Source organism: Sphingomonas sp. SORGH_AS_0879 (assembly GCF_030819175.1).
Classification (GTDB): Bacteria; Pseudomonadota; Alphaproteobacteria; order Sphingomonadales; family Sphingomonadaceae; genus Sphingomonas.
On the sequence record NZ_JAUTBJ010000002.1, the window covers coordinates 2,402,268 to 2,421,788 of the forward strand.

The following is a 19,521-nucleotide window of genomic DNA, read 5'->3' on the forward strand; positions in this document are numbered from 1 at the left end:
GCAATGGACCGATTGACCAGCATGGCGATCTTCGTATCGGTCGTCGATCTCGGCAGCTTCACCGCTGCGGCCAAGGCGCACGACATCTCGGCGACGATGGTGGCCAAGCACGTCAATGCGTTGGAAGCGCGGCTCGACACCCGCCTGCTGCACCGGACGACCCGGCGGTTGTCGCCGACCGAAGCCGGTCGACGCTTCACCGAATCCTGTCGTCGCGTGCTGGCGGATGTCGCGATCGCCGAGGCGGTGGGGGCCGAGGTGGCGCAGACGCCGGTCGGTCGGCTTCGCATCGCCGCACCGGTCGCCTTCGGCACCGAACGGGTTGCGCCCTTGCTGGCCGCCTATCTCGACCGCTTTCCGGACATGCAGGCGGAACTGGTGCTGGGCGACCGCAAGGTCGATCTGATCGAGGAAGGCTTCGACCTGGCCTTTCGGATCGGCGCGCTGGAGGACGACTGGCTGGTCGCCCATCCGCTTGCCCCGTATTGCCTGATGCTCGCCGCCGCGCCGGCCTATCTGGAGCGGCACGGTCATCCGGAGACGCCCGCCGACTTGCGCGAACATCGGCTGATCGGCTTCGCGCAATTCGGTGCGGAGGACCGATGGACGCTGGTCGGTCCGGATGGTGCGCATGTCGTGCCGCTGCCTCCGTCCCGCCTGCGCATCAACCACGCGGCCGCCCTGCGGCAGGCGGCGGTGGCGGGCTATGGCATCATCCTGCAATCGCGGGTGACGCTGGACGCTGATCTGGGGTCAGGGCACCTGATCCCGGTCCTGGCGGATTACGCGCCCGCCCCTCGTCCGCTGACGCTCGTCCGCCTGCCCGATCGTCGCGTGACGGCGGGCCTGCGCGCCTTTGTCGAGATGGCGGTTTCGGCGTTCAATGTCGAAGGATGAAGCAAAGCGACAACGCTCGAAGCCGGTCGATCCCTCACCGAAGCGCCGGATTGAGGCGCCGCCGTCCAAGGTCGAATTCGTCGGACATGAGCATCTCCCACCGCGAAGCGCGTCGGATAGTCTTGGCGGCGCAGGGTTTCGGGCGTTCCCGGCCCGAACGCCCGTCGGTTCGCCACCTGCGTGGCATCGCCGAGCGGCTCAACCTCTTCCAGATCGACAGCGTCAAAGTGCTGACGCGGGCACATTATCTGCCCGCGTTCTCGCGGCTCGGCGGCTATGACCGTGGCCTGCTGGAAGCCGATGCTTGGGGGCCAAAACGCCAGCGGCGGATGTTCGAATATTGGGCGCATGAAGCGTCACTGCTGCCGCTCGACCTGCACCCGCTGCTCCGCTGGCGCATGGCGCGGGCTGAGCGCGGCGAGATCGGCTATCAGGCGCTGCGTCGGTTCGCCGTCGAGCGCCGGGCCGAGGCGGATGCCGTGCTCGAACGGATCACCGCCGAAGGCCCGCTGGCGGCGGCCGACTTCGAGAACGGGTCGAGCCGCAGCGGCTGGTGGGAATGGAGCCACGTCAAGCATGCGCTCGAATGGCTGTTCTGGTCCGGGCAGATCACCACCGCGACCCGGCGGGGCAGCTTTGCGCGCCTGTATGACCTGGCCGAGCGGGTCATCCCCGCGGCGGTGCTGGCGCTCCCTACGCCGTCGGTTGAAGCGGCGCAACGCGGGCTAGTTTTTTGATCCCGGCATTTGATGGTGCATTATCGGGGCAAGCCTGGAAGGATGCGCTATGGGACAGGTTCTACACGGGAGCGCCCGGATGACAGAGGCAGTCCGTCGAGCGATACAACATAGTCAAGAGAGCCTGAGGGTGCTGGCCAAGCGCTATGGCATCAACCAGAAGACCGTCGCGAAGTGGAAAAAGCAGACGGCAGTCAAGGATTTGCCGACTGGCCCGAAGGACCCGCACTCGACGGTTCTGAGCATCGAGGAAGAGGCGGTCATCGTCGCCTTTCGCCGCCATACGCTGTTGCCGCTGGATGACTGCCCTCTACGCTCTCCAGGCGATGATCCCGCATCTGACGCGCTCGTCGCTGCATCGTTGCCTGCAACGCCACGGGATCAGCCGGTTGCCCGAGGTCGCCGGCGACAAGACGCCAAAGCGCAAGTTCAAGACCTATCCCATCGGCTATTTCCACATCGACATCGCCGAGGTGCAGACGGCCGAAGGCAAGCTACGCTTGTTCGTGGCGATCGACCGGACGAGCAAGTTCGCGTTCGTCGAATTGCACGAGCAGGCCGGCAAGATGATCGCGGCCCAGTTCCTGCGCAACCTGGTCGCGGTCGTGCCCTACAAGATCCACACGGTGCTGACCGACAACGGCATCCAATTCACCGATGATGCATTGATCGTTCTGACACTGCACCGTTGAGCTGGTGCCGCTCACCAACTTAGCGTCGTGCCCGCAGAAAGGGCATTCCCGCAGCCGCTCGGTCAGGTCGGTCATGCCGCGTCTCCATCCGCCCATTCGGCAGACCATTGATCCAACCCAGGCACAGCGAAGCGCATTCCGCCGCTATGTTCGGCTAGAGCAAATTCCGAGCGTCGTGAATCGATGAGGGATTCCCAAGCGGCTTGAAGTCTGATTCATGATTGCCACCGGTGACGGGAGGCCGGTCAGATGGGCAAGCCGTTGTCGATGGACCTGCGCGAGCGGGTGGTTGGTGCGATTTCGGGAGGTATGTCGCGCCGTGCGGCGGCAGCACGGTTCGGGGGGAGTGCGGCCAGTGCGGTGCGGTGGGCGGCGCTTCAGCGCGATCAGGGAAAGCCGGTGGCCAAGCCGCAAGGAGGTGACATGCGCTCGGCTGCGACGGAGGCCAAGGCGGCGCGCATATGGGCGCTGTACGAGGCGGCACCCGACATCACCCTTGCCGAGTTGCGCGCGGCACTGGCCGCCGAGGGGAACGCGGTGGCGGTATCGACGCTGTGGCGGTTCTTCGCGCGCCACGGGCATACGCGCAAAAAAAGACCGGCCACGCGCAGGAGCAGGATCGCTCCGACGTCCTGAGCGCGCGCGAGGCCTGGTTCGATGGCCAGCTCGACCTCGATCCGGAAACGCTGGTCTTCGTCGACGAGACCGGTGCCAGCACGAAGATGGCGCGCCGCTACGGACGTGCGCCGCGCGGGCAGCGGCTGCGCATGGCCGTGCCGCACGGTCACTGGAAAACGACAACGTTCGTCGGGGGCTTGCGGCTCTCGGGCATGACCGCGCCGCTCGTCATCGACGGACCCATGACCGGGGCGTGGTTCGCGGCTTGGGTCGCCCGCGCGCTCGCCCCGACGCTGAAGCCCGGCGACGTCGTCATCCTCGACAACCTGCCCGCCCACAAGAGCGTCGTGGCACGCATGGCGATCGAGGCAAGGGGGGCCCGGCTGCTTTTCCTTCCGCCTTACTCGCCCGACTTCAACCCGATCGAAAACGCCTTCGCCAAGCTCAAGGCGCTCCTGCGCAAAGCCGCCGCCCGCACCCGCGACGACTTGTACCGCGCCATCGGTGCCGCCATCGACACGTTCACGCCGGCCGAGTGCGCCAACTACTTCGCTGCTGCCGGTTACGATGCAGACTGATCGGAATTTGCTCTAGCAGATCGCTGACGAAGCCATGGCGGGTCTGGAAACAGAAGGCCTCGCCAAGCTGGTCGCGCACCTGAGCCAGAACTGACGATGCCGCTCGCTCAATATCGGCTGCGCTGGGCAGTTCTCCGGGCGGGCAGTCAAAGCCAGCGCGGGCGACCATGTTGCCGTCCGTCAGGCTGAACTCAACCGTTACCTTGATCGGTGCGAACGCTGCAATTTCTGTGTTCATGCTGCTCATAGCCCAATCTCCCAAGGCTGAATGCCGCGCAACCCGACTGCCTTGCTGGCACGGGCAATCTTCTGCTCAGCCAACCGGACCCGCAGCTTCAACAGGTCGGTGTCACGGGTCACATTACCGCTGTTCCGGATCAGCGAGACGACCAGTTCCCATGTCGGCCCATCCTTGTCGCGGTATGGGGCATTGATGACGGTGACGAATCGTTCGCCATCCCATTCAATCAGTCCAGCCCAGTCGGGCACCTCGTCCTTTTTGAGCAGGCCGACCGGCGTGACATAATAGAACTGGTCGCTGAACAGTCGGGCCTCTCGCTGCTTAACCGCATTGTCACGCCGCAAGTCGGCGCGGCTGATCTTGACCTCGTAGGCTCGCGCTTTGAAACCAGCTGACGAATTGGCGCTGATCGTCCACAAATCGCAGCGTCGAGCGCCTTGGCAGAAGGCAAGCTCGGGGGCCCAAATCGCATCGCCAAGCGATTTGACCAGCGCCTCGGTGATCTGCTGAGCGAGGGGCAGCGAGTCGTTGTTGACCGACTCGGAAAGGCCATCGCCAACCCGCTCCGAGACTATTCCGTGGTTTTGACTTCCCATGATTTCCACCTGTCTCCGGTCTGTTCCGGTTTCAGATGGTTGGCGACGCTTTTCTCAGCGCAGGAATGGCGGAAAACAGCCATTCTGGTCGGGGAGACAGGATTCCTGACCTATTTTTACCGCGCGCTAAAGCATTGATTTTACGTCGCCGCTCAACCCGTCTGTCGGCGAGTTGCACAGCGATGGGTACAACCGGGGGTACAGCATGACAAGGCCCTGACTTGCGCCTGATCCTGCCTTCTATGTTGGTCATCGGCCCCGCCGTCAGCATCTTCCTGCTTCGGGGTTCGGTGCGTGAGATCTGCCACCCAACTCGAACCCGCTAATCATTGTCCAACGGATGCGTTCAAGGTCTCGACGGCATGAAGTGGTTTGCGGGTCGTAGCTGAGACGATAAAGAACCGCAGTCAGGCAAGCGAACGCTCAAGGATACGAAGCGAAACATGGCGAACATCACACGGCGGCGGACAGGTGAGTTTCTGCGTAAGCTGTTCGAGGCCCTGCTTGCCGAGCCGGAGGGTATGGCCGCAGCTGCCGCCATGAGCGCCGTTCGCACCGCCATCCCGCTCACTGCGTTCGAAAAAGGGCAGTATCCTTCTGGCGGCGAGCGGTTCGAAAAGATCCTGCGCTTTGCAACAGTCGACTGCGTGAAGGCGGGCTGGCTCTTGAAGAGCAACGGGGTCTGGAGCGTCACGGACATCGGCCAAAAGGCCTATAAAACCTATGTCGATCCCGAAGCCTTCTACAAGGAAGCGTGTCGGCTGTATGGCGCATGGAAGGCCCAGCGCGATGCGTCAGAGGTACTGCCTGGCGAAGCCGCGGAGCCCGATGCGATCGAAGAAGCGGCGGAGAAACTCAGCGTCACCGTCGAAGCGGCCCTCGATCACGCCTGGACCGAAATTTCCCAGTTCCTGCACTCCAGCGATCCGTTCGAATTCCAGGAGATGGTCGCCGATCTGTTGCGCGGCATGGGCTATCACGTTTCCTGGGTTTCGCCGCCGGGCAAGGATAACGGCGTCGACATCATCGCCTTCACCGATCCCCTGGCCACCGTCGGGCCACGGATCAAAGCACAGGTGAAGCGCTGGCAGTCCAAGGTCGATAGCGATGGGCTGAAGTCGTTTCTGGCCACCCTGTCACCCGGCGACGTCGGCATCTATATCTGTCTGGCCGGTTTCACCAAGGATGCGCAGGATTATGCCCGCAATCAGGAGACGCGCCGCGTCACGCTGATCGACGCCCGGCGCTTCTTCGATCTTTGGGTCCAGAATTATTCCAAACTCGCCGATCAGGCGCGCCGTCGCTTGCCGATTGTCCCGGTGTATTTTCTGGCACCCGCAAGTTAGGCACGCGTCGACTGCAATTGAACGACAGTGAACTGCCCCTCCTCTTCAGCCGACCTGATCGGGACTTTGTCCAGTCACAAGCCTGCATATTCGAGAGCGCCTGCATTGCTCTCTGGCGTGGCTGGACGCTAGTACGGGCGCCAGATCGTTACAACGCAGGGGTCAAGGTGCCGATACTGGAGTGGATGACGCGCGGGGAGGATGTGCGCGCGGCGGCGGCGGTGCCCTATCGATTGCTGGAAGCGGTGCCCGCGCTGGACGGTGGTGATGCCGACACCGCCAACATGCTTATCCAGGGCGACAATCTTGACGCTCTCAAGGCGCTGCTGCCCTACTATAAGGGCGCGGTGAAGTGCATTTTTATCGACCCGCCTTATAATACTCGATCACTAGTTTCTGAGCAATACGACGACAATTTAGAACACGCCAATGGCTAGCAATGATCTATCCCCGCCTTGTGCTGCTGCGTGACCTGCTTGCTGAAGATGGCAGCATTTGGGTGTCGATAGATGATAATGAAGGTCATTACCTCAAGGTAATAATGGATGAAGTATTCGGGCGTTCTAATTTTATTGATACAGTGATTTGGGAGAAAGCTGACTCCCCTCGAAATTCAGCACGCCAGCTCTCATCTGACCACGATTATATATTTGGCTACAGCCGCCGAAATGATTGGACGCCGCGCCGCCTTCCGCGAACTGAAGCAGCAAATTCAATTTACAGCAATCCTGACAACGATGCGCGTGGCCCATGGTTGCCCGGCGATCCTTACGCAAACAAACCGTATTCGCGCGGGCAGTACTCGATAGAAGGGCCAACTGGTCGTCGGTTTCAGCCCCCTGCAGGGCGATATTGGCGAGTGTCGGAAGAGCGTTTGCGGGAACTCGACGCCGATGGACGCGTGTGGTGGGGGCCGCAGGGATCTGCGCGTCCAAGCATTAAGCGATATCTTTCTGAAGTATCGGAGCTGGTTCCCCGCACACTTTGGCGAAAGGAAGACGTAGGCAGCAATCGCACATCCAAGAACGAGATGCGCGCTCTATTCCCGGAAGAGGCGTCGTTTGGCACCCCAAAGCCCGAACGGCTGATGCAGCGCATCCTCCATATCGCCAGCAACCCCGGCGATCTCGTGCTCGACAGCTTCCTTGGCTCAGGCACGACCGCGGCGGTGGCGCATAAGATGGGGCGGCGCTGGATCGGGATCGAGATGGGCGACCATGCCGAAACGCACTGCAAGCCGCGCCTCGACAAGGTGATCGCGGGCGAACAGGGTGGCATATCCGAAGCGGTCGGCTGGACCGGCGGCGGCGGCTATCGCTATTTTCGGCTGGGCGCACCGGTGTTCGAGGCGGACGGACATATCGCCGACGGCATCCGCTTCGCGACGCTCGCCGCGCATGTCTGGTTCAGCGAGACGGGAACGCCCTTCGTCGGCGCTGCCGATACCCCCGTGCTGGGGGTGCATGACGGCATGGCCTATGCGCTTCTCTACAACGGCATTCTCGGCGACCGGTCGGTCAGCGGCGGGAACGTCCTGACCGCCGCCCTGCTCGCGCGACTTCGGGCGGAAAGCGGCTGGGATGGGCCGATGACCGTCTATGGCGAATGGTCGAAGCTGGGCGCGGCACGGCTGGCCGAAGCCCAGGTCGTCTTCAAGCAGACCCCCTATGACGTGAAGGCTCGCTGATGGAACTGAAGGACTATCAGCGCCGGGCGCTCAACGCGCTGCGCACCTTTCTCGACCAGGCGGCGATCCGCGAGCATGCGGTCGCCTATGCCGCCGCCTGCGAGGTCGGCGAGCCGGGGGCCTATGGCGCGACCTATCGCCCGCTCGCCGGCCTGCCCGAGGCGCCCTATTGCTGCCTCCGCCTACCGACCGGCGGCGGCAAGACGCTGCTCGCCGCGCACGCCATCGGCATCGCCCGCGACAGTTATCTGGCGCGCCGCTATCCGGTGGTGCTGTGGCTGGTCACGTCGAGCGCGATCGCCGACCAGACGCTGGGCGCGCTGAAGAAGATCGGCCATCCCTATCGCCAGGCTCTGGAGACGCAGTTCGGCGGCGCAGTCCGCGTGTACGGCATCGACGAGCGGCGGCAACTTCGCCCACAGGATATGGCCGATGCCGCGACGGTAATTGTCGCCACCGTCCAGTCCTTCCGCGTCAACAACGTCGCCGACCGCAACGTCTATCGCGACGATGAAGAGCTGGAGCCGCACTTCGCCGCGCTACCTGCCGGGGCGGATCTCGCCCGGCACGAAGCCGGGCCGCGCCTGGGCAAGCCCATCGCCAGCTTCGCCAATCTGTTGAAGCTGCACCGGCCGTTGGTGATCGTGGACGAGGCCCATAACTTCACCTCCACCCTGTCTGGCGAAACGTTCGGCCGTCTGGCGCCCGCGGCTGTCGTGGAGTTTACCGCGACCCCGGTGCGATCCAATGTCATCGTCTCCGCTACCGCCGCCGAGCTGAAGGCGGCGGACATGATCAAGCTGCCGATCCATCTGTCGCAGCACGGCAGTTGGCAGGCGGCGATCGCCCACGCTGTCGACAACCGCGCGTGGCTGGAAGGCATTGCCGCCAAAGACGGCGGCGGCATCCGCCCGATCGCGCTCTATCAGGCCCAACCCGCCAGAGAAGATGCCGAGGCGACGGTCGACGTCGTCAAACGCCATCTGATCGACGATTGCCGTATCCCGGCAGATCGGATCGCGGTGGCGACGGGTAACCAGCGCGAACTGGACGGCATCGACTTGTTCGACCCCGCCTGCATCATCGAGCATGTCATCACCGTCGACGCGCTGAAGGAAGGTTGGGACTGTTCCTTTGCCTATGTCTTCTGCTCGCTCGCCAGCATCCGCAGCGGTGGGGCGGTGGAGCAGTTGCTGGGGCGCGTGCTGCGCATGCCCTTTGCGACCCGGCGCTCGTCCGAAGAGCTCAATCGCGCCTATGCCCATGTCTCCGAACGCAACTTCTTCGACGCGGCGGAAGGACTGAAGGACCGGCTGACCGAAATGGGCTTTGACGAGCGCACCGCGCTGGAGGCGATCGTCGAGCAGCCCCAGACATTCGACTGGCGCGAGGACCAGCCGCTGTTCACCCGGCCCGAGCTGCCGGTGCTGCATGTACAGGAACGCCCCGACCAGAGTGGCTGGACGCCCGAGATGGTTTCGGCAACCCGCATCGCCGATGATGGCGCGGGCGGCGTGGCGATCACCTTTGACACCGCCGCGCCCGATACGGTGCTGCGCGAGGTCGCTGCGGCGGTAAGTGCATCTGGCGCGACGCCGATGACGGCGATTGAGGCGTTCATCGCGCAACGTGCTGCAGCGTTGTCGCCCGCTGAACAGGGCGAGGTGCTGACGTTACCGCGCCTCGCGATCGAACGCGATGGACAGATCGAGATCGTTTTTCCGGAAACCCTGGTCGACGTCGGCGGCTGGGATCTGCAGCGGGTTGACACCAGCCTGCCGGGCTTCGCGCTGACCGACCGGCCCGACACGTTCGAGATGGATGTGGACGGCGATCAGGTCGTCTATAGCCGGATCGACGCCGCCACCGAATTGGCGCTGGATGATGCGACCGATTGGGACGTTGCAACGCTGTCGCGCTGGCTCGATCGCACCACCCGCCAGCACGATGTCGCGCAGCCGATTTTCCTGGAATATTGCCGACGCGTGGTGGAGGGCGTCGCCGCGCGGATCCCGCTCGCCCAACTAGTGCGCGGCAAATTCGCACTGCGTCGCGCGATCGTGGCGCGGGTCAGCCAACTTCGCCATGAAGCCGGCGTGCGCGGCGTTCAGCTATTGCTTGGCGACATCGTGCCGGTGCTGGCGTTGGGCGACAACGGCTTCAGCTTCAGCAACGAGGGCTATGATCCGCGAACGCCCTATTCGGGACCTTGGCGGCCTCGAAACCACCTCTTCTCACAGGTTGGCGATTTGAAGCATGGCGGGGAGGAATGGAAGGCGGCCGTACAGATCGACGATCATCCCGCCGTCCGCCGCTGGGTGCGCAACGTCGACCGTACCCGTTGGTCCTACAAATTACCGACCTCGACCGACTTCTTCTACCCTGACTTCATTGCCGAGCTGACGGATGGCCGGAAGCTGGTCATCGAATATAAGGGTGCCGATCGCACGGACAGTGCTGAAAGCCTAGAGAAGAAGAATATCGGCGCCCGATTACAGGAGGTAAGCGGTGGCGAGGTGCTATTCCTTTGGGCGGAACTAGATCGCGGTGGCAATGTCACGCGACAAATCGACAGGGCGATTGACCGAATTCTTCCATTGTGAAGTATTCCATAAGCAAAAACCGCATGCTTTTTCCGTTTTTCTAGTTTGGGAGTTGGTTCGTATTGCGGAAATATGGGTAGGATGGCTCGATCTGGGACAAACCAGTCGTATAGCTGCGCGGTTCTGAACGTCGGTCTAAACCGAAACCGGTCATTTGTTGGACAGCGCAACCCCTCTCTCGTTTGCCCCTTATTTCGGGTGATCCGGTAAGTCCGCATCTATATGGCCACAAAGAAGCAATCGTTCATTCATCTAACCGCCGCTAGGGCAACTTATAAGCATAACTTAAAGCGTCGGCATGTCCACGCCAAGTGCTACGCCAGTATTCGCGCCGACGATTCCGTCTGCTTGGCTTTTGCCGAAATTGGCGATCTGAAAGCGGATGACCACTTCTAACGTGTCGCGGTCAAACTTGCCGTTAACGGTGCCCAGCGGATACCCTTTAGTTTTGAGGGCCTTTTGCACATCCTTTACCAAAGTACCTTCCGAGCCGAATCGTACTGACTGGACCAGATCACTGTCCGGCTTGAGGGCGACCATCGCCAATTCCGTGCCGCTGAAAAGATAATAGGCATAGGTTTTTTGGAGGGGGTGCGCCGCGCCGTAGGCGTTTTCAATGAAGCGCTTCCACGGCCCGCTCTCGGGAAGGTTGCCGTTGGCGGGCATTGAAGGCCGACCCGCGACCACCTGGCATCCCGCGCTACTGTAGCCCGGCGTTGCGAGGTTATCGTGATAGGCGCAGTGGAGATTGTCCGCCACGATGCCGCCATCATTGTCAATCTGGTCATCGAGATCGTAATCGGTATCGTCGGCCGTTCGCCAGACCGGGAAGAACATGGCCTGCAGGAACGCGCGGTGGCCGGTGGGCTTGCTGCTTTTGTGTATGCCTCGAGTGTAGGCATATTTTCCCAGCATCAGCGTGTTGACGCCTGCGCCGCCCTTGGCGATCGCAGCCTTCACATATTTCAGGGTGGGAACCGTCGAGCCGGGGAAGACGGCCAGCGTCTGGTCCGACGATCGCACCTGACCAAGCGTGCAGCGCATGAGCAGATGATCGGGATCGGTGACGCGCATCGGATGTCCATTCCCGAAGGGCGTGCCCGATACATCGAGAGGCAAGGCTCCCCTGACGCCGAAGAACATGAGGGAGCCATGGTCCAAAGGATAGTTGTTGCGCCTCGCAGCCCTTTCGAACAGCGCATAGTCCAGCACGAAATCCGGCATCGAGACGTCCCCCGTTACGAGATGAAATCAGATCAGACTGATGAATTCAGCCACCGCGTCACGGCTAAGCCAAGGATCGATCTCATGGCGTTTCACGGGGCCATTGTGATTGACCGTATGCCGGAGCAACCGGGCGATGTATTCCATCGCGAGCGCATGGTCGCTTTTCATTGCGGCCTGGAAAGCATTGCCGTCTGTCGTGCCGACCCTGGCGTTCACCAGATCCTTAAGGTCCTGTCCGAAGCTCAACGAGTTGGCGCTGACCTGCCAAGCCCCGGCTTCGATCGTAGTCGGCGTCGTGGAGGTAGGGTTGGTGACATCGACGCCAGCATTCCATTTCCAGGAAGACTCGAACCCGGCGAGAACGCGCATGACCTCCAGCATCACGGCCCTGCGGTGCTTGGGATCGAGCCACGGCCCCAATGCTTCCCGAACCGAGGAATAGACGTCGTGCACCGCATTGGGCGCAAAGATTGCGTCAGGTGCGGCCTTCCCCCAAGCGACAAGCTCATTGAGGAAGGCATCGGGTGGAGTACCTCGGTTCTTCACTTTCAGCGTCAGAAATTTATAGGCCACTTCACCCACCTCCTTCTATTTCGCCGGAGTCTCGCGCTTGGCCTGTGATGGGGTGGCTTACGGATTCGAATCCGGCGAGCACCCGCATGAACTCCAACATAACGGCCCGACGGTGCTGCGCTCCCTGCCGCCTCCCAGGCGATACTGGAGTGTCGTCGTCGGACCGGCACAAGTTCAACCGGATGCGCAGGCCCTCGTTGCTTGCGGCGTTGCGCGCGGCCTGGAACTCGTTGACTTGGTGGTCGGGGATCAGGCAGCGGAACAGCGGATCGCCGACCCGCTCGACATCGGCGAGCATGCCGACCTGCCGCGGGAAGTCAGGCCCATCGTCGCCCGCGTCGCGCATCGTTCCGCCCACGCCGCCCGCGCTGGCGGGATAGTCGAGCGGCGGGATGTCCACCTCCAGCGTCTCGTCGAAAAACTTGTCGCCCTGGTTGGGTAACTCGGCGCACACCTTGCTGCGCTCGGCGGACCCGCTCGGGGTGAAGGCGATGCGGACGAGACGTGCGGGCATGGTGCTACTGGTATAGCGGCAGGCCGGCGAGCGTGTCGGGCACGCCGGGAACCTGGCCAGTGTCGGAGATCGCGCCGCCGCCGAACGCATCGCGCATCAGCTCCTCTGCGGCCGCGACAAGTTGGCGCGCGTCGGCGGTGATCAGATCGGGGGAGAAGATCGCGGTACGTCGGAACACCGCCAGCGTCTCCTTCGCATCCGCCTCGACCCCCTTCAAGATCGCGGCGCGGAACGCGGCATAGCTCGCCTTCAGCTCGGGAATGTCGCCGTAATCGGCCTTGCGGTCGACCGCGCGGATCGAGAACACGCAATACGCCGCCTTCAGCGGCTCGCCCGCGACGAGCAGCTTGTTGTCCGCCGGATCGACCGACAGCCGCGCGACGTCGATGCTGCCCTTCTTGGCGGCGATGATCGCGAAGGCACCGGGGCGTTCGAGATTGATCGTTGTGTCGATCCCGACTTCCAGCGCGGTGTCCCTCGGCTGGCCCGCGATCAGGTCCATACCCTCGGTGATCAGCGGCACGAACGGCTTGATTGCACCGACGAAGCTGATCCCTGCGATCTGCGACACGCGGCTGACGTAGTCAACGACCGGGGTCAACACATTGCCAGCTTTGACAGAGAACAGCCCGAGCTCCAGCCCCAGGTCGCCGCCGCGCCACGGCACCGCGCCCATCATCGACTTGTGAGCGGTGATCACCTTGCCGATCGAATCCGGATCGAGTTCGGCGAGCTTGGGCGGTTTGGACACCGCGGCGACGACCGCGCTCTCCTCACCCTGCCGCGACAGCTTGACGAAGGAGTAGACGATGCCGTGAAACTTCGTTGCGAACACCCGTGCCCGCTCCAGCCGTAGGGACTCGACGACCAGCTCGACGTAGCAGCCGTCGCGCACGATCGGCTTGGACGCATCGAGCCCTTCCATCGGCAGGTTGGGCGCGAAAATCAGGTCCTCGGCCTCCGCGCCGCGCACCGTCTTCCACAAATCACCAAGCCATCCCATCGCAATCCTCCTTCAGACTTTCAGCGGCGTCAGTCCGAGCGCGGCGAGCGCATTGCTCGCCCAGATCCAGTCGGTAATCTCCGGAAACTCGCCGTAAGCGCTGCGATGAAAGGCGAACCCGACCACCTGGTCGCGGCCGTCGACCAGCGCGGAGCCGGAATCTCCGCGGTTGGTGTCGGCAGGCGTCTGGACCTTCAGTTGTATGCCTGGGCGGCGGCGGAGCAGACCTGCGTCGTGCGAAGACACTCGGGTCCGGACCGCACCCGATTTCGCACCCTCGAAGCGGACGGGCATGCCCGCGGACGGCGCCTCGTCGCTGCGGATACCGCTGCATGCAGTCAATTCAGGCAGGTTCATCGCCTCGTCGAGCGGCAGGAAGACGATATCCTGGATCAGATCTGCGGCGGCGACCATGGTCTGGCGCAGGTCGACGACGACTTGGGTGCCGACGGGGCCGGTGCCGTGATAGCAGGCTGTAACGCCGAGCTGACCGGCGGGGTTGCGGCACATGATGCCCGCGGTCGACAGCTCGCCCGCGTGGTCGACCGTCATCATCGGGTTCGGCACGCACAGCGGCTCCATTCGGGGGCGGCTCGTGACGATCACGTCGGGTGCGACCGCCCGTGCCAAATCAGCGGAGGCTGGCCCTAGTTGGGACAGGATGCGGCTTTCTGGCGAACGGGTCTTCAGCTCCCGCGCATCCGCGAACATGCGTTCCGCCGCCTGGGACAGGATTTGGGGAGAGACCGCCTCTTCGAAGGGCACTTGCCTCACCGTACCTCGCGGCATGCCCGGATCAAGGATGATGACTGCTGAGCTGCGACCGCCCGCGGTCACCAGGAAACGGCGGTCCGCACTGGTCACGCTCTGACGTCTGCCGAACGAGGCAAGCTGCTCCGCCATCGCCGCGGCAACCAGCTCGGCCGCGACGGCCAGCCCGGAGTCAATGCCGTCCTCGCCGCTGCCGCCACGCCGTTCGAATGCGCGGCCGAACTGCTGCATCATCCGGCGAATCCGCCCTTCCGTCCCGCCGCCGCGATCATACCTTCGCGGAGACGCTTGGGGGTCAAGCAACCCGTCCTCCGCCGCGCGGACGAGGCTGCCAATGTCCGATCCAGCACTGCGCGCCACGCGCGTACTCCCTCCCGAAGGCTTCAGAGATGGATGGGGTAGCAGCGCTCCGAACGTCCGTCCGCCCCGGTACGCACACGAGTCGTGCCGACGGCGCGACAAGTGTCAGATGGTATGGCCCACAACGGCGAAGCGCAAGGCTGCGCTAGGGAAAATGTAGGGATGTGACGGGCCGTCCGCGGGGTCGATGCAAGATCCACATCGCTCGCGCCGCTATTTGGTTTGGCGCTCGCGGCGCAACCCCCGCCAGCTTGTGTGGACATTTACCGTAGCCTCGGACCACTAACCCCTGAACAAACGGCCGTTTACCGTCAGGCGCCGCCCATAAGCAGCCATTCCGCTATACCCAGAGTTCCGACGTGCCGGTTCGCTGCCCGAGATCTAAAGGCAGCGCAGACGATCAACCTTTCGGCATGTTCCGATCACTGGCCTTGATCGGGGCGAACGGCAGTTACTGTCGGGACCAGACGTTCGCTGGAGTGAACGCCAACGGCAAAGTTTGGTCGGCAGGTGCCCCGAGGGCCTCCATCCCATGAATTCCGAAAGCGTTTTTCCCTTGGTCACTTTGGCCATCGGAGAACGATCATGGAGATGTCTGAAACCGCACCCACCGCCACCAAGCGTCAAGTCTGGAATGCCGGCAGAACTGTCGGCGCGAAGCGTGCGCTGAAACCCAAGCAAATATGGGAAATCCGATTCTACCTTAATCAGAGCCGCCGCTTGCGAGATCGGGCGCTGTTCGACTTGGCAATCGACAGCAAACTCCGAGGCTGCGACCTAGTGCAGATGAAGATCGGCGACCTTGTCAGCGGCGGGCAAATCCGAACGCGGGCGATCGTCATGCAGCAGAAAACAGGCCGACCAGTTCAGTTCGAGCTGCTTCCAGACGCTCGCGCCAGCCTGCTGGCTTGGCTCGAGCGGCGGGGCGGCACGGTGGACGACTACGTCTTTCCCAGCCGGGTCGATCATAATGGGCATCTCAGCACCCGCCAGTATGCCCGGCTCGTCGATGAATGGGTGACAGGGGTCGGTCTGATTCGAAGTGAGTATGGCACGCACTCACTTCGCCGAACGAAGGCATCGATCATCTACAGGGCAACCGGCAACCTTCGTGCCGTCCAGATCCTTCTCGGCCATAGCAAAATCGAGAACACCGTGCGCTATCTTGGCATCGACGTGGAAGATGCACTTGCCCTTGCCGAGAACACCGAAATTTGAGCCGGTGGCTCCCCGTCTCTTGGCGGGGAGCCTCTCACCGTATGGGACATTGCCGTCATTCTCATAGGCAACGGCATATGACAGCTTCCGGCGAATCCGGACACTTGGGTGACCGTAGATCTCTTATCGTGAGCGATGCGAGTATGAGTAGATCCGCCCCACGGCGTTTGGAAACCTGCTGCATGCCAACCTCGCTGGCTTTCAAAGGACCGGCCTGACGTGACCCCCGTTTCTTCATCCAACTGGAAGTAGAGACCGTCTCCTTAAAGGGACGGACGGAATGAAGCGGAAGCAGTTTTCGGAAGAGCAGATCATCGGCATCCTGAAGGAGGCCGAGGCGGGTGCGGTGGTGACGGAGCTGTGCCGCAAGCACGGGATGTCGAGCGCGACTTACTATGCGTGGAAGGCGAAGTTCGGCGGCCTGGAGGTGTCCGACGCAAAGCGCCTGCGGTCGCTCGAAGAGGAGAACGCCCGGCTCAAACGGCTACTGGCGGACACGATGCTGGACAATGCGGGGTTGAAAGACCTGCTGTCAAAAAAGTGGTGACGCCCGCCGCGAAGCGGCAAGCGGTCGCGCATCTCCAGGCGACGCTGGGGATGAGCGAGCGGCGGGCATGCACGGTCGTTGGGGCAGACCGCACGAGCATGCGGTATCGCTCGTGCCGGGCGGATGATGGCGACCTGCGGTCGCGGCTGCGCGAGCTGGCGCAGCAACGCCGACGGTTCGGCTATCGGCGTCTGCACATCCTGCTGCGCCGGGACGGCATCACGATCAACCGCAAGAAGACCCAGCGGCTCTATCGTGAGGAGGGTTTGACGGTCAGGCGCCGGAAGGGACGAAGGCGCGCCACAGGCAGCCGTGCGCCCGCGTCAGTGCTGGCGCTTCCCAACCAGCGCTGGAGTCTGGACTTCGTCCACGACCAGCTCGTGACCGGCCGTCGGTTCCGCGTGCTCAACATCGTCGATGACGTCACGCGCGAATGCCTTCGGGCGGTGGTGGACACGTCGATCTCGGGCCGGCGGGTCGTGCGCGAGCTGGCCGATCTGATCGCCGAGCGTGGCAGGCCGAAGATGATCGTCAGCGACAACGGGACCGAACTGACGTCGAACGCGGTGCTCGCCTGGTCCGGCGATGCCCGCATCGAGTGGCATTACATCGCGCCGGGCAAGCCCACGCAGAACGGGTTCGTCGAGAGCTTTAACGGTCGCATGCGCGACGAGCTGCTCAACGAGACGCTGTTCTTCACCATCGGTCAGGCCCGCTCGATTCTGGCCCGCTGGGTCGACGACTACAACAACGAGCGTCCGCACTCCTCGCTCGGCTACGCCACTCCGGCAGCCTTCGCTGCCGGGCTCGAACAGCAACGGGCGGGGTTAACCCCGCCCGTTGCTTCACCTGCGCTTATGCGCGAAAACCACGGTCGGTCTCTGGTTGCCGCTGGATGAAAGACCGGGGTCACGTCAGGCCAGATATGGTCCGATAGCCTGATCATAGGTTACCATGCTCGCTAAAGTTGGAAGCCGCTTTCATGTCACTCGTCTCCCTGAACGACCTGTCGCCAACGAACTTCGAAAATCTATGCTTCGACATCATCAAGGGCATGGCGTTTAAAAATCCGGTGTGGCGAACTCCCGGTGCCGACGGAGGTCGCGACATCGAAGCTATGCGGACTTTCGTGGACCCTACCTTTGTTTCCAATCAGGAGAAATGGTTCATAGAGTGCAAGCGCTATGAATCTGCAGTATCTTGGCCAACTATACACGAAAAAATTGCTCACGCCGAAGCGCTCGATGCCGATTATCTGTTTATGATGACCACCTCTTCTGCATCACCTACGAGCATTGATCGCATCAACGCATGGAACGCCTTAAACAAAAGGCCGAAGGTAAGATTTTGGGGTGGCCACGAGATTGAAGCGCACGTCGCGCTAAAGAAAGAAATTTTGTTCAAGTATGGCCTCGGCAAAATAAACGCCGAAATTCTTGGATATGCCGGCGTATCTCTCGAGATGGCGAAAATAATATCGACCGTACATTCCATTTCTCAATCACGACGCGACGCAACGATAGCCTTAGAATATGCAAATTCCTTAGCGAGATGCTGGAATGAACGCATTGCGCAAGTGCAGAGCCGAGGAACGTTTTTTTCCTTCTCCAGAGATTTAGATACCAGAGATTTTACGGATTTTTTCATTTTTCCGGGCAACAGCAGAAAACTAGGTCGTGGAGAGATTTTATCTCTTACTTGGATTTTGTTCGTAACGGAACGTCCTATTCTACAAGTTGAACCATTGTCTAAAAAATTGGTTATTATTCTCGATGAAAGGGAAATCGAAATGATTTTTTGCACATCGTCCAAAGTGACCGTAGATTTCATTTCTGGATCCCATTTATATCACGACGGACGGAATTTATTTATTGAGGAGATGAAATATGAATGAGAAAAAGATAGCCCATCGATCTCCTCTGACCGATAATTTTGACCTATCCCTAGTAGCTAATTTTGCGCATCAATTGATAAACCCATTGAACGGTGTGGCCGGAACACTAGATAGACTTTATGAGGGTAAGATAAAGGAAGAATTCAGACAGAAACAACGACTAAATGCCATTCGTGCGCAAGTAGAAAATTGTATAATATTAACCAGAAATCTCGCATACTTGGCAATCGGCTTTGGCGAATTAGGGGAGTCGGACAAGAAAACGGTAATCCTACCTCAGAATCTCATTGAAGCCTGCATGTTCCATCAAGAAGAGGCGGAGAGTAGAGGGATTGAATTATTCGTTAATGAAAGAGATATTCAGAACAGCGTCAGGGCACATCCGGATTTGATACGACAGGTTTTTATGAATCTGGTAGATAATTCGGTCAAGTACAGTAGCGATAATAGCAAAGTCGAAATATTACATCATATTCAGGCGAGAACTAATGATGCAATAATTTCCATAAGAAGCAAGCCGTCGCACAGAATAAATGAGCAAGATTTTATCAATATGTTTCAAGTTGGTGTGCGCGGAGAAAATGCAAAGCGCGTTATTGCCTCTGGAACCGGGTTGGGGCTCTATATTTGCAAGCAAATCGTAGAGACAGCTCATAATGGCAAAATTTCCGCCGCGAGATATGATCATGATCAGGTAGAATTTACAATTCGCTTGCCAAACGGTTTACGAGGAACCTCAGATCGAAAACTTAGGCAGAGGTAATTATGAAAATTCTTCTCATTGATGACGAGCCTTTTCATATCCGTTGGTTGGCAGAAAACTTACGGGATGATGGATATGACGTTGACTTCGCACGAGACGTGAGGGCGGCTCTCGAAGCCATCGCCCACGAGGAGTTTCGAGCTTTAATTGTGGACCTCAATATACCGGTCTTTGGTGCTGACCTCGATAAGGCCCAAAGCCTCGGCGATATATATGCTCTATTCCCAGGCCTTATGGTTGCATCGGAAGCGCGAAATAAGGGCTACCGTTACAAACAGGTGATCCTCTACTCCGCTCACAAAGAAGCCAGCGTACAAGCAGTCGCAGACATGCTTAACGTTGAATACATTATAAAAGGAAACACTCGCCAAGTCATGCGAGAAATCGAAGATGTTCTGTCCTACGATCCAACAGCAGAATATTAGCGTAAATGCAGAATGATTATTGGACATATTTCCTTTCGGCAAACACAAATCATTTTTGCAATTCGACTGGTGCTCTTTCGGCTGTATCTTCGAGTATGAATTGATAGCCAGTCGCGAGAAACCGGGCAACCGATAGCTCAAATGCGCCTCTCGCCAACCGGCTGCGCCGTCCAGACCGATCGGCAGCTTCTCTCACGACCCGACATCCACAGAAGTAAATGTGAACGACCG

The 19,521-nt window shown here is 60.7% G+C and carries 19 protein-coding genes and 1 pseudogene; 13 read left to right on the forward strand and 7 right to left on the reverse strand.

The genetic code is table 11. The features are described 5' to 3' along the window. The first annotated feature begins 3 nt into the window (after positions 1–3). From QE379_RS11970 to QE379_RS11985, 4 genes and pseudogenes are all read left to right on the forward strand, one after another. Complete coding sequence (locus QE379_RS11970) at positions 4–897, forward strand: LysR family transcriptional regulator (protein ID WP_307000821.1); 894 nt, start codon at positions 4–6, stop codon at positions 895–897. Between the two features lie 86 nt (positions 898–983). Beyond that, entirely contained in the window at positions 984–1,634 is a 651-nt protein-coding gene (locus QE379_RS11975; protein WP_307000822.1) for a DNA glycosylase AlkZ-like family protein, read from the forward strand. A gap of 49 nt (positions 1,635–1,683) precedes the next feature. Continuing rightward, positions 1,684–2,296 (forward strand): annotated as a pseudogene (locus QE379_RS11980) (DDE-type integrase/transposase/recombinase); the annotation flags it as partial. 279 nt (positions 2,297–2,575) lie between these two features. Further along, positions 2,576–3,522, forward strand: a protein-coding gene (locus tag QE379_RS11985; protein WP_307000823.1) for an IS630 family transposase whose coding sequence is annotated in 2 segments (ribosomal slippage) — positions 2,576–2,912 and positions 2,912–3,522 — 948 coding nt in all. Because the reading frame shifts where the segments join, the coding sequence is not laid out codon by codon here. Here the strand turns inward: QE379_RS11985 and QE379_RS11990 are convergent. Together QE379_RS11990 and QE379_RS11995 are read right to left on the reverse strand one after the other, a co-directional pair. Continuing rightward, positions 3,467–3,769 (reverse strand): hypothetical protein, encoded by a 303-nt coding sequence (locus tag QE379_RS11990; protein ID WP_307000824.1) that lies wholly within the window; start codon positions 3,767–3,769, stop codon positions 3,467–3,469. The two genes, QE379_RS11985 and QE379_RS11990, sit on opposite strands and share 56 nt — an antisense overlap. Further along, a complete protein-coding gene (locus tag QE379_RS11995; protein WP_307000825.1) occupies positions 3,766–4,368 on the reverse strand; it encodes a hypothetical protein in 603 nt (200 codons plus the stop codon). Before QE379_RS11995 ends, QE379_RS11990 begins: the two co-directional genes overlap by 4 nt. 434 nt (positions 4,369–4,802) lie before the next feature. On the opposite strand from QE379_RS11995, the gene QE379_RS12000 reads away from it, so the two are divergent. The 4 genes from QE379_RS12000 to QE379_RS12015 all read left to right on the forward strand — a co-directional run bounded on the left by QE379_RS12000 (position 4,803) and on the right by QE379_RS12015 (position 9,995). Then, positions 4,803–5,705, forward strand: a complete 903-nt coding sequence (locus tag QE379_RS12000) for a restriction endonuclease (protein ID WP_307000826.1) — start codon at positions 4,803–4,805, stop codon at positions 5,703–5,705. A gap of 185 nt (positions 5,706–5,890) precedes the next feature. Next, positions 5,891–6,142 carry a hypothetical protein gene (locus QE379_RS12005; RefSeq protein ID WP_307000827.1) on the forward strand — a complete coding sequence of 84 codons (252 nt, stop codon included), beginning with the start codon at positions 5,891–5,893 and terminating at the stop codon, positions 6,140–6,142. Between the two features lie 2 nt (positions 6,143–6,144). Then, entirely contained in the window at positions 6,145–7,392 is a 1,248-nt protein-coding gene (locus QE379_RS12010; protein WP_307000828.1) for a site-specific DNA-methyltransferase, read from the forward strand. Beyond that, a complete protein-coding gene (locus QE379_RS12015) occupies positions 7,392–9,995 on the forward strand; it encodes a DEAD/DEAH box helicase (RefSeq protein WP_307000830.1) in 2,604 nt (867 codons plus the stop codon). The genes QE379_RS12010 and QE379_RS12015 overlap by 1 nt, the downstream gene beginning before the upstream one ends. Positions 9,996–10,280: 285 nt before the next feature. On the opposite strand, the gene QE379_RS12020 is transcribed toward QE379_RS12015, so the two are convergent. From QE379_RS12020 to QE379_RS12040, 5 genes are read right to left on the reverse strand one after another with little or no spacing between them, the layout of a single operon-like run. Then, entirely contained in the window at positions 10,281–11,219 is a 939-nt protein-coding gene (locus tag QE379_RS12020) for a peptidoglycan-binding protein (RefSeq protein WP_307000832.1), read from the reverse strand. A gap of 27 nt (positions 11,220–11,246) precedes the next feature. After that, on the reverse strand, positions 11,247–11,795 hold the full coding sequence (locus QE379_RS12025; protein ID WP_307000833.1) for a hypothetical protein: 549 nt from the start codon (positions 11,793–11,795) through the stop codon (positions 11,247–11,249). Between the two features lies 1 nt (position 11,796). Then, positions 11,797–12,309, reverse strand: coding sequence for a hypothetical protein (locus QE379_RS12030; RefSeq protein WP_307000834.1), 513 nt, complete (start codon positions 12,307–12,309; stop codon positions 11,797–11,799). Between the two features lie 4 nt (positions 12,310–12,313). Continuing rightward, entirely contained in the window at positions 12,314–13,312 is a 999-nt protein-coding gene (locus tag QE379_RS12035; protein WP_307000835.1) for a hypothetical protein, read from the reverse strand. Between the two features lie 12 nt (positions 13,313–13,324). Beyond that, positions 13,325–14,443: a S1C family serine protease gene (locus tag QE379_RS12040; protein WP_307000836.1), complete on the reverse strand. Its 1,119-nt coding sequence runs from the start codon at positions 14,441–14,443 to the stop codon at positions 13,325–13,327. Positions 14,444–15,028: 585 nt separating this feature from the next. Here QE379_RS12040 and QE379_RS12045 point away from each other — a divergent pair. From QE379_RS12045 to QE379_RS12065, 5 genes are all read left to right on the forward strand, one after another. Next, the gene (locus QE379_RS12045) at positions 15,029–15,661 is read left to right on the forward strand and encodes a tyrosine-type recombinase/integrase (protein ID WP_307000837.1); all 633 of its coding nucleotides are present in this window, start codon (positions 15,029–15,031) and stop codon (positions 15,659–15,661) included. A gap of 280 nt (positions 15,662–15,941) precedes the next feature. Next, positions 15,942–17,107 (forward strand): IS3 family transposase gene (locus tag QE379_RS12050; protein WP_373461696.1). Its coding sequence is split into 2 segments (ribosomal slippage): positions 15,942–16,203 and positions 16,203–17,107, totalling 1,167 coding nucleotides; the frame shifts between segments, so codons are not numbered across the junction. Positions 17,108–17,190: 83 nt separating this feature from the next. Then, positions 17,191–18,102, forward strand: coding sequence for a restriction endonuclease (locus tag QE379_RS12055; protein ID WP_307000838.1), 912 nt, complete (start codon positions 17,191–17,193; stop codon positions 18,100–18,102). Then, positions 18,095–18,865 carry a sensor histidine kinase KdpD gene (locus QE379_RS12060; RefSeq protein ID WP_307000839.1) on the forward strand — a complete coding sequence of 257 codons (771 nt, stop codon included), beginning with the start codon at positions 18,095–18,097 and terminating at the stop codon, positions 18,863–18,865. The genes QE379_RS12055 and QE379_RS12060 overlap by 8 nt, the downstream gene beginning before the upstream one ends. A gap of 2 nt (positions 18,866–18,867) precedes the next feature. Further along, positions 18,868–19,290, forward strand: coding sequence for a response regulator (locus tag QE379_RS12065; RefSeq protein ID WP_307000840.1), 423 nt, complete (start codon positions 18,868–18,870; stop codon positions 19,288–19,290). Positions 19,291–19,521: the final 231 nt, after the last annotated feature.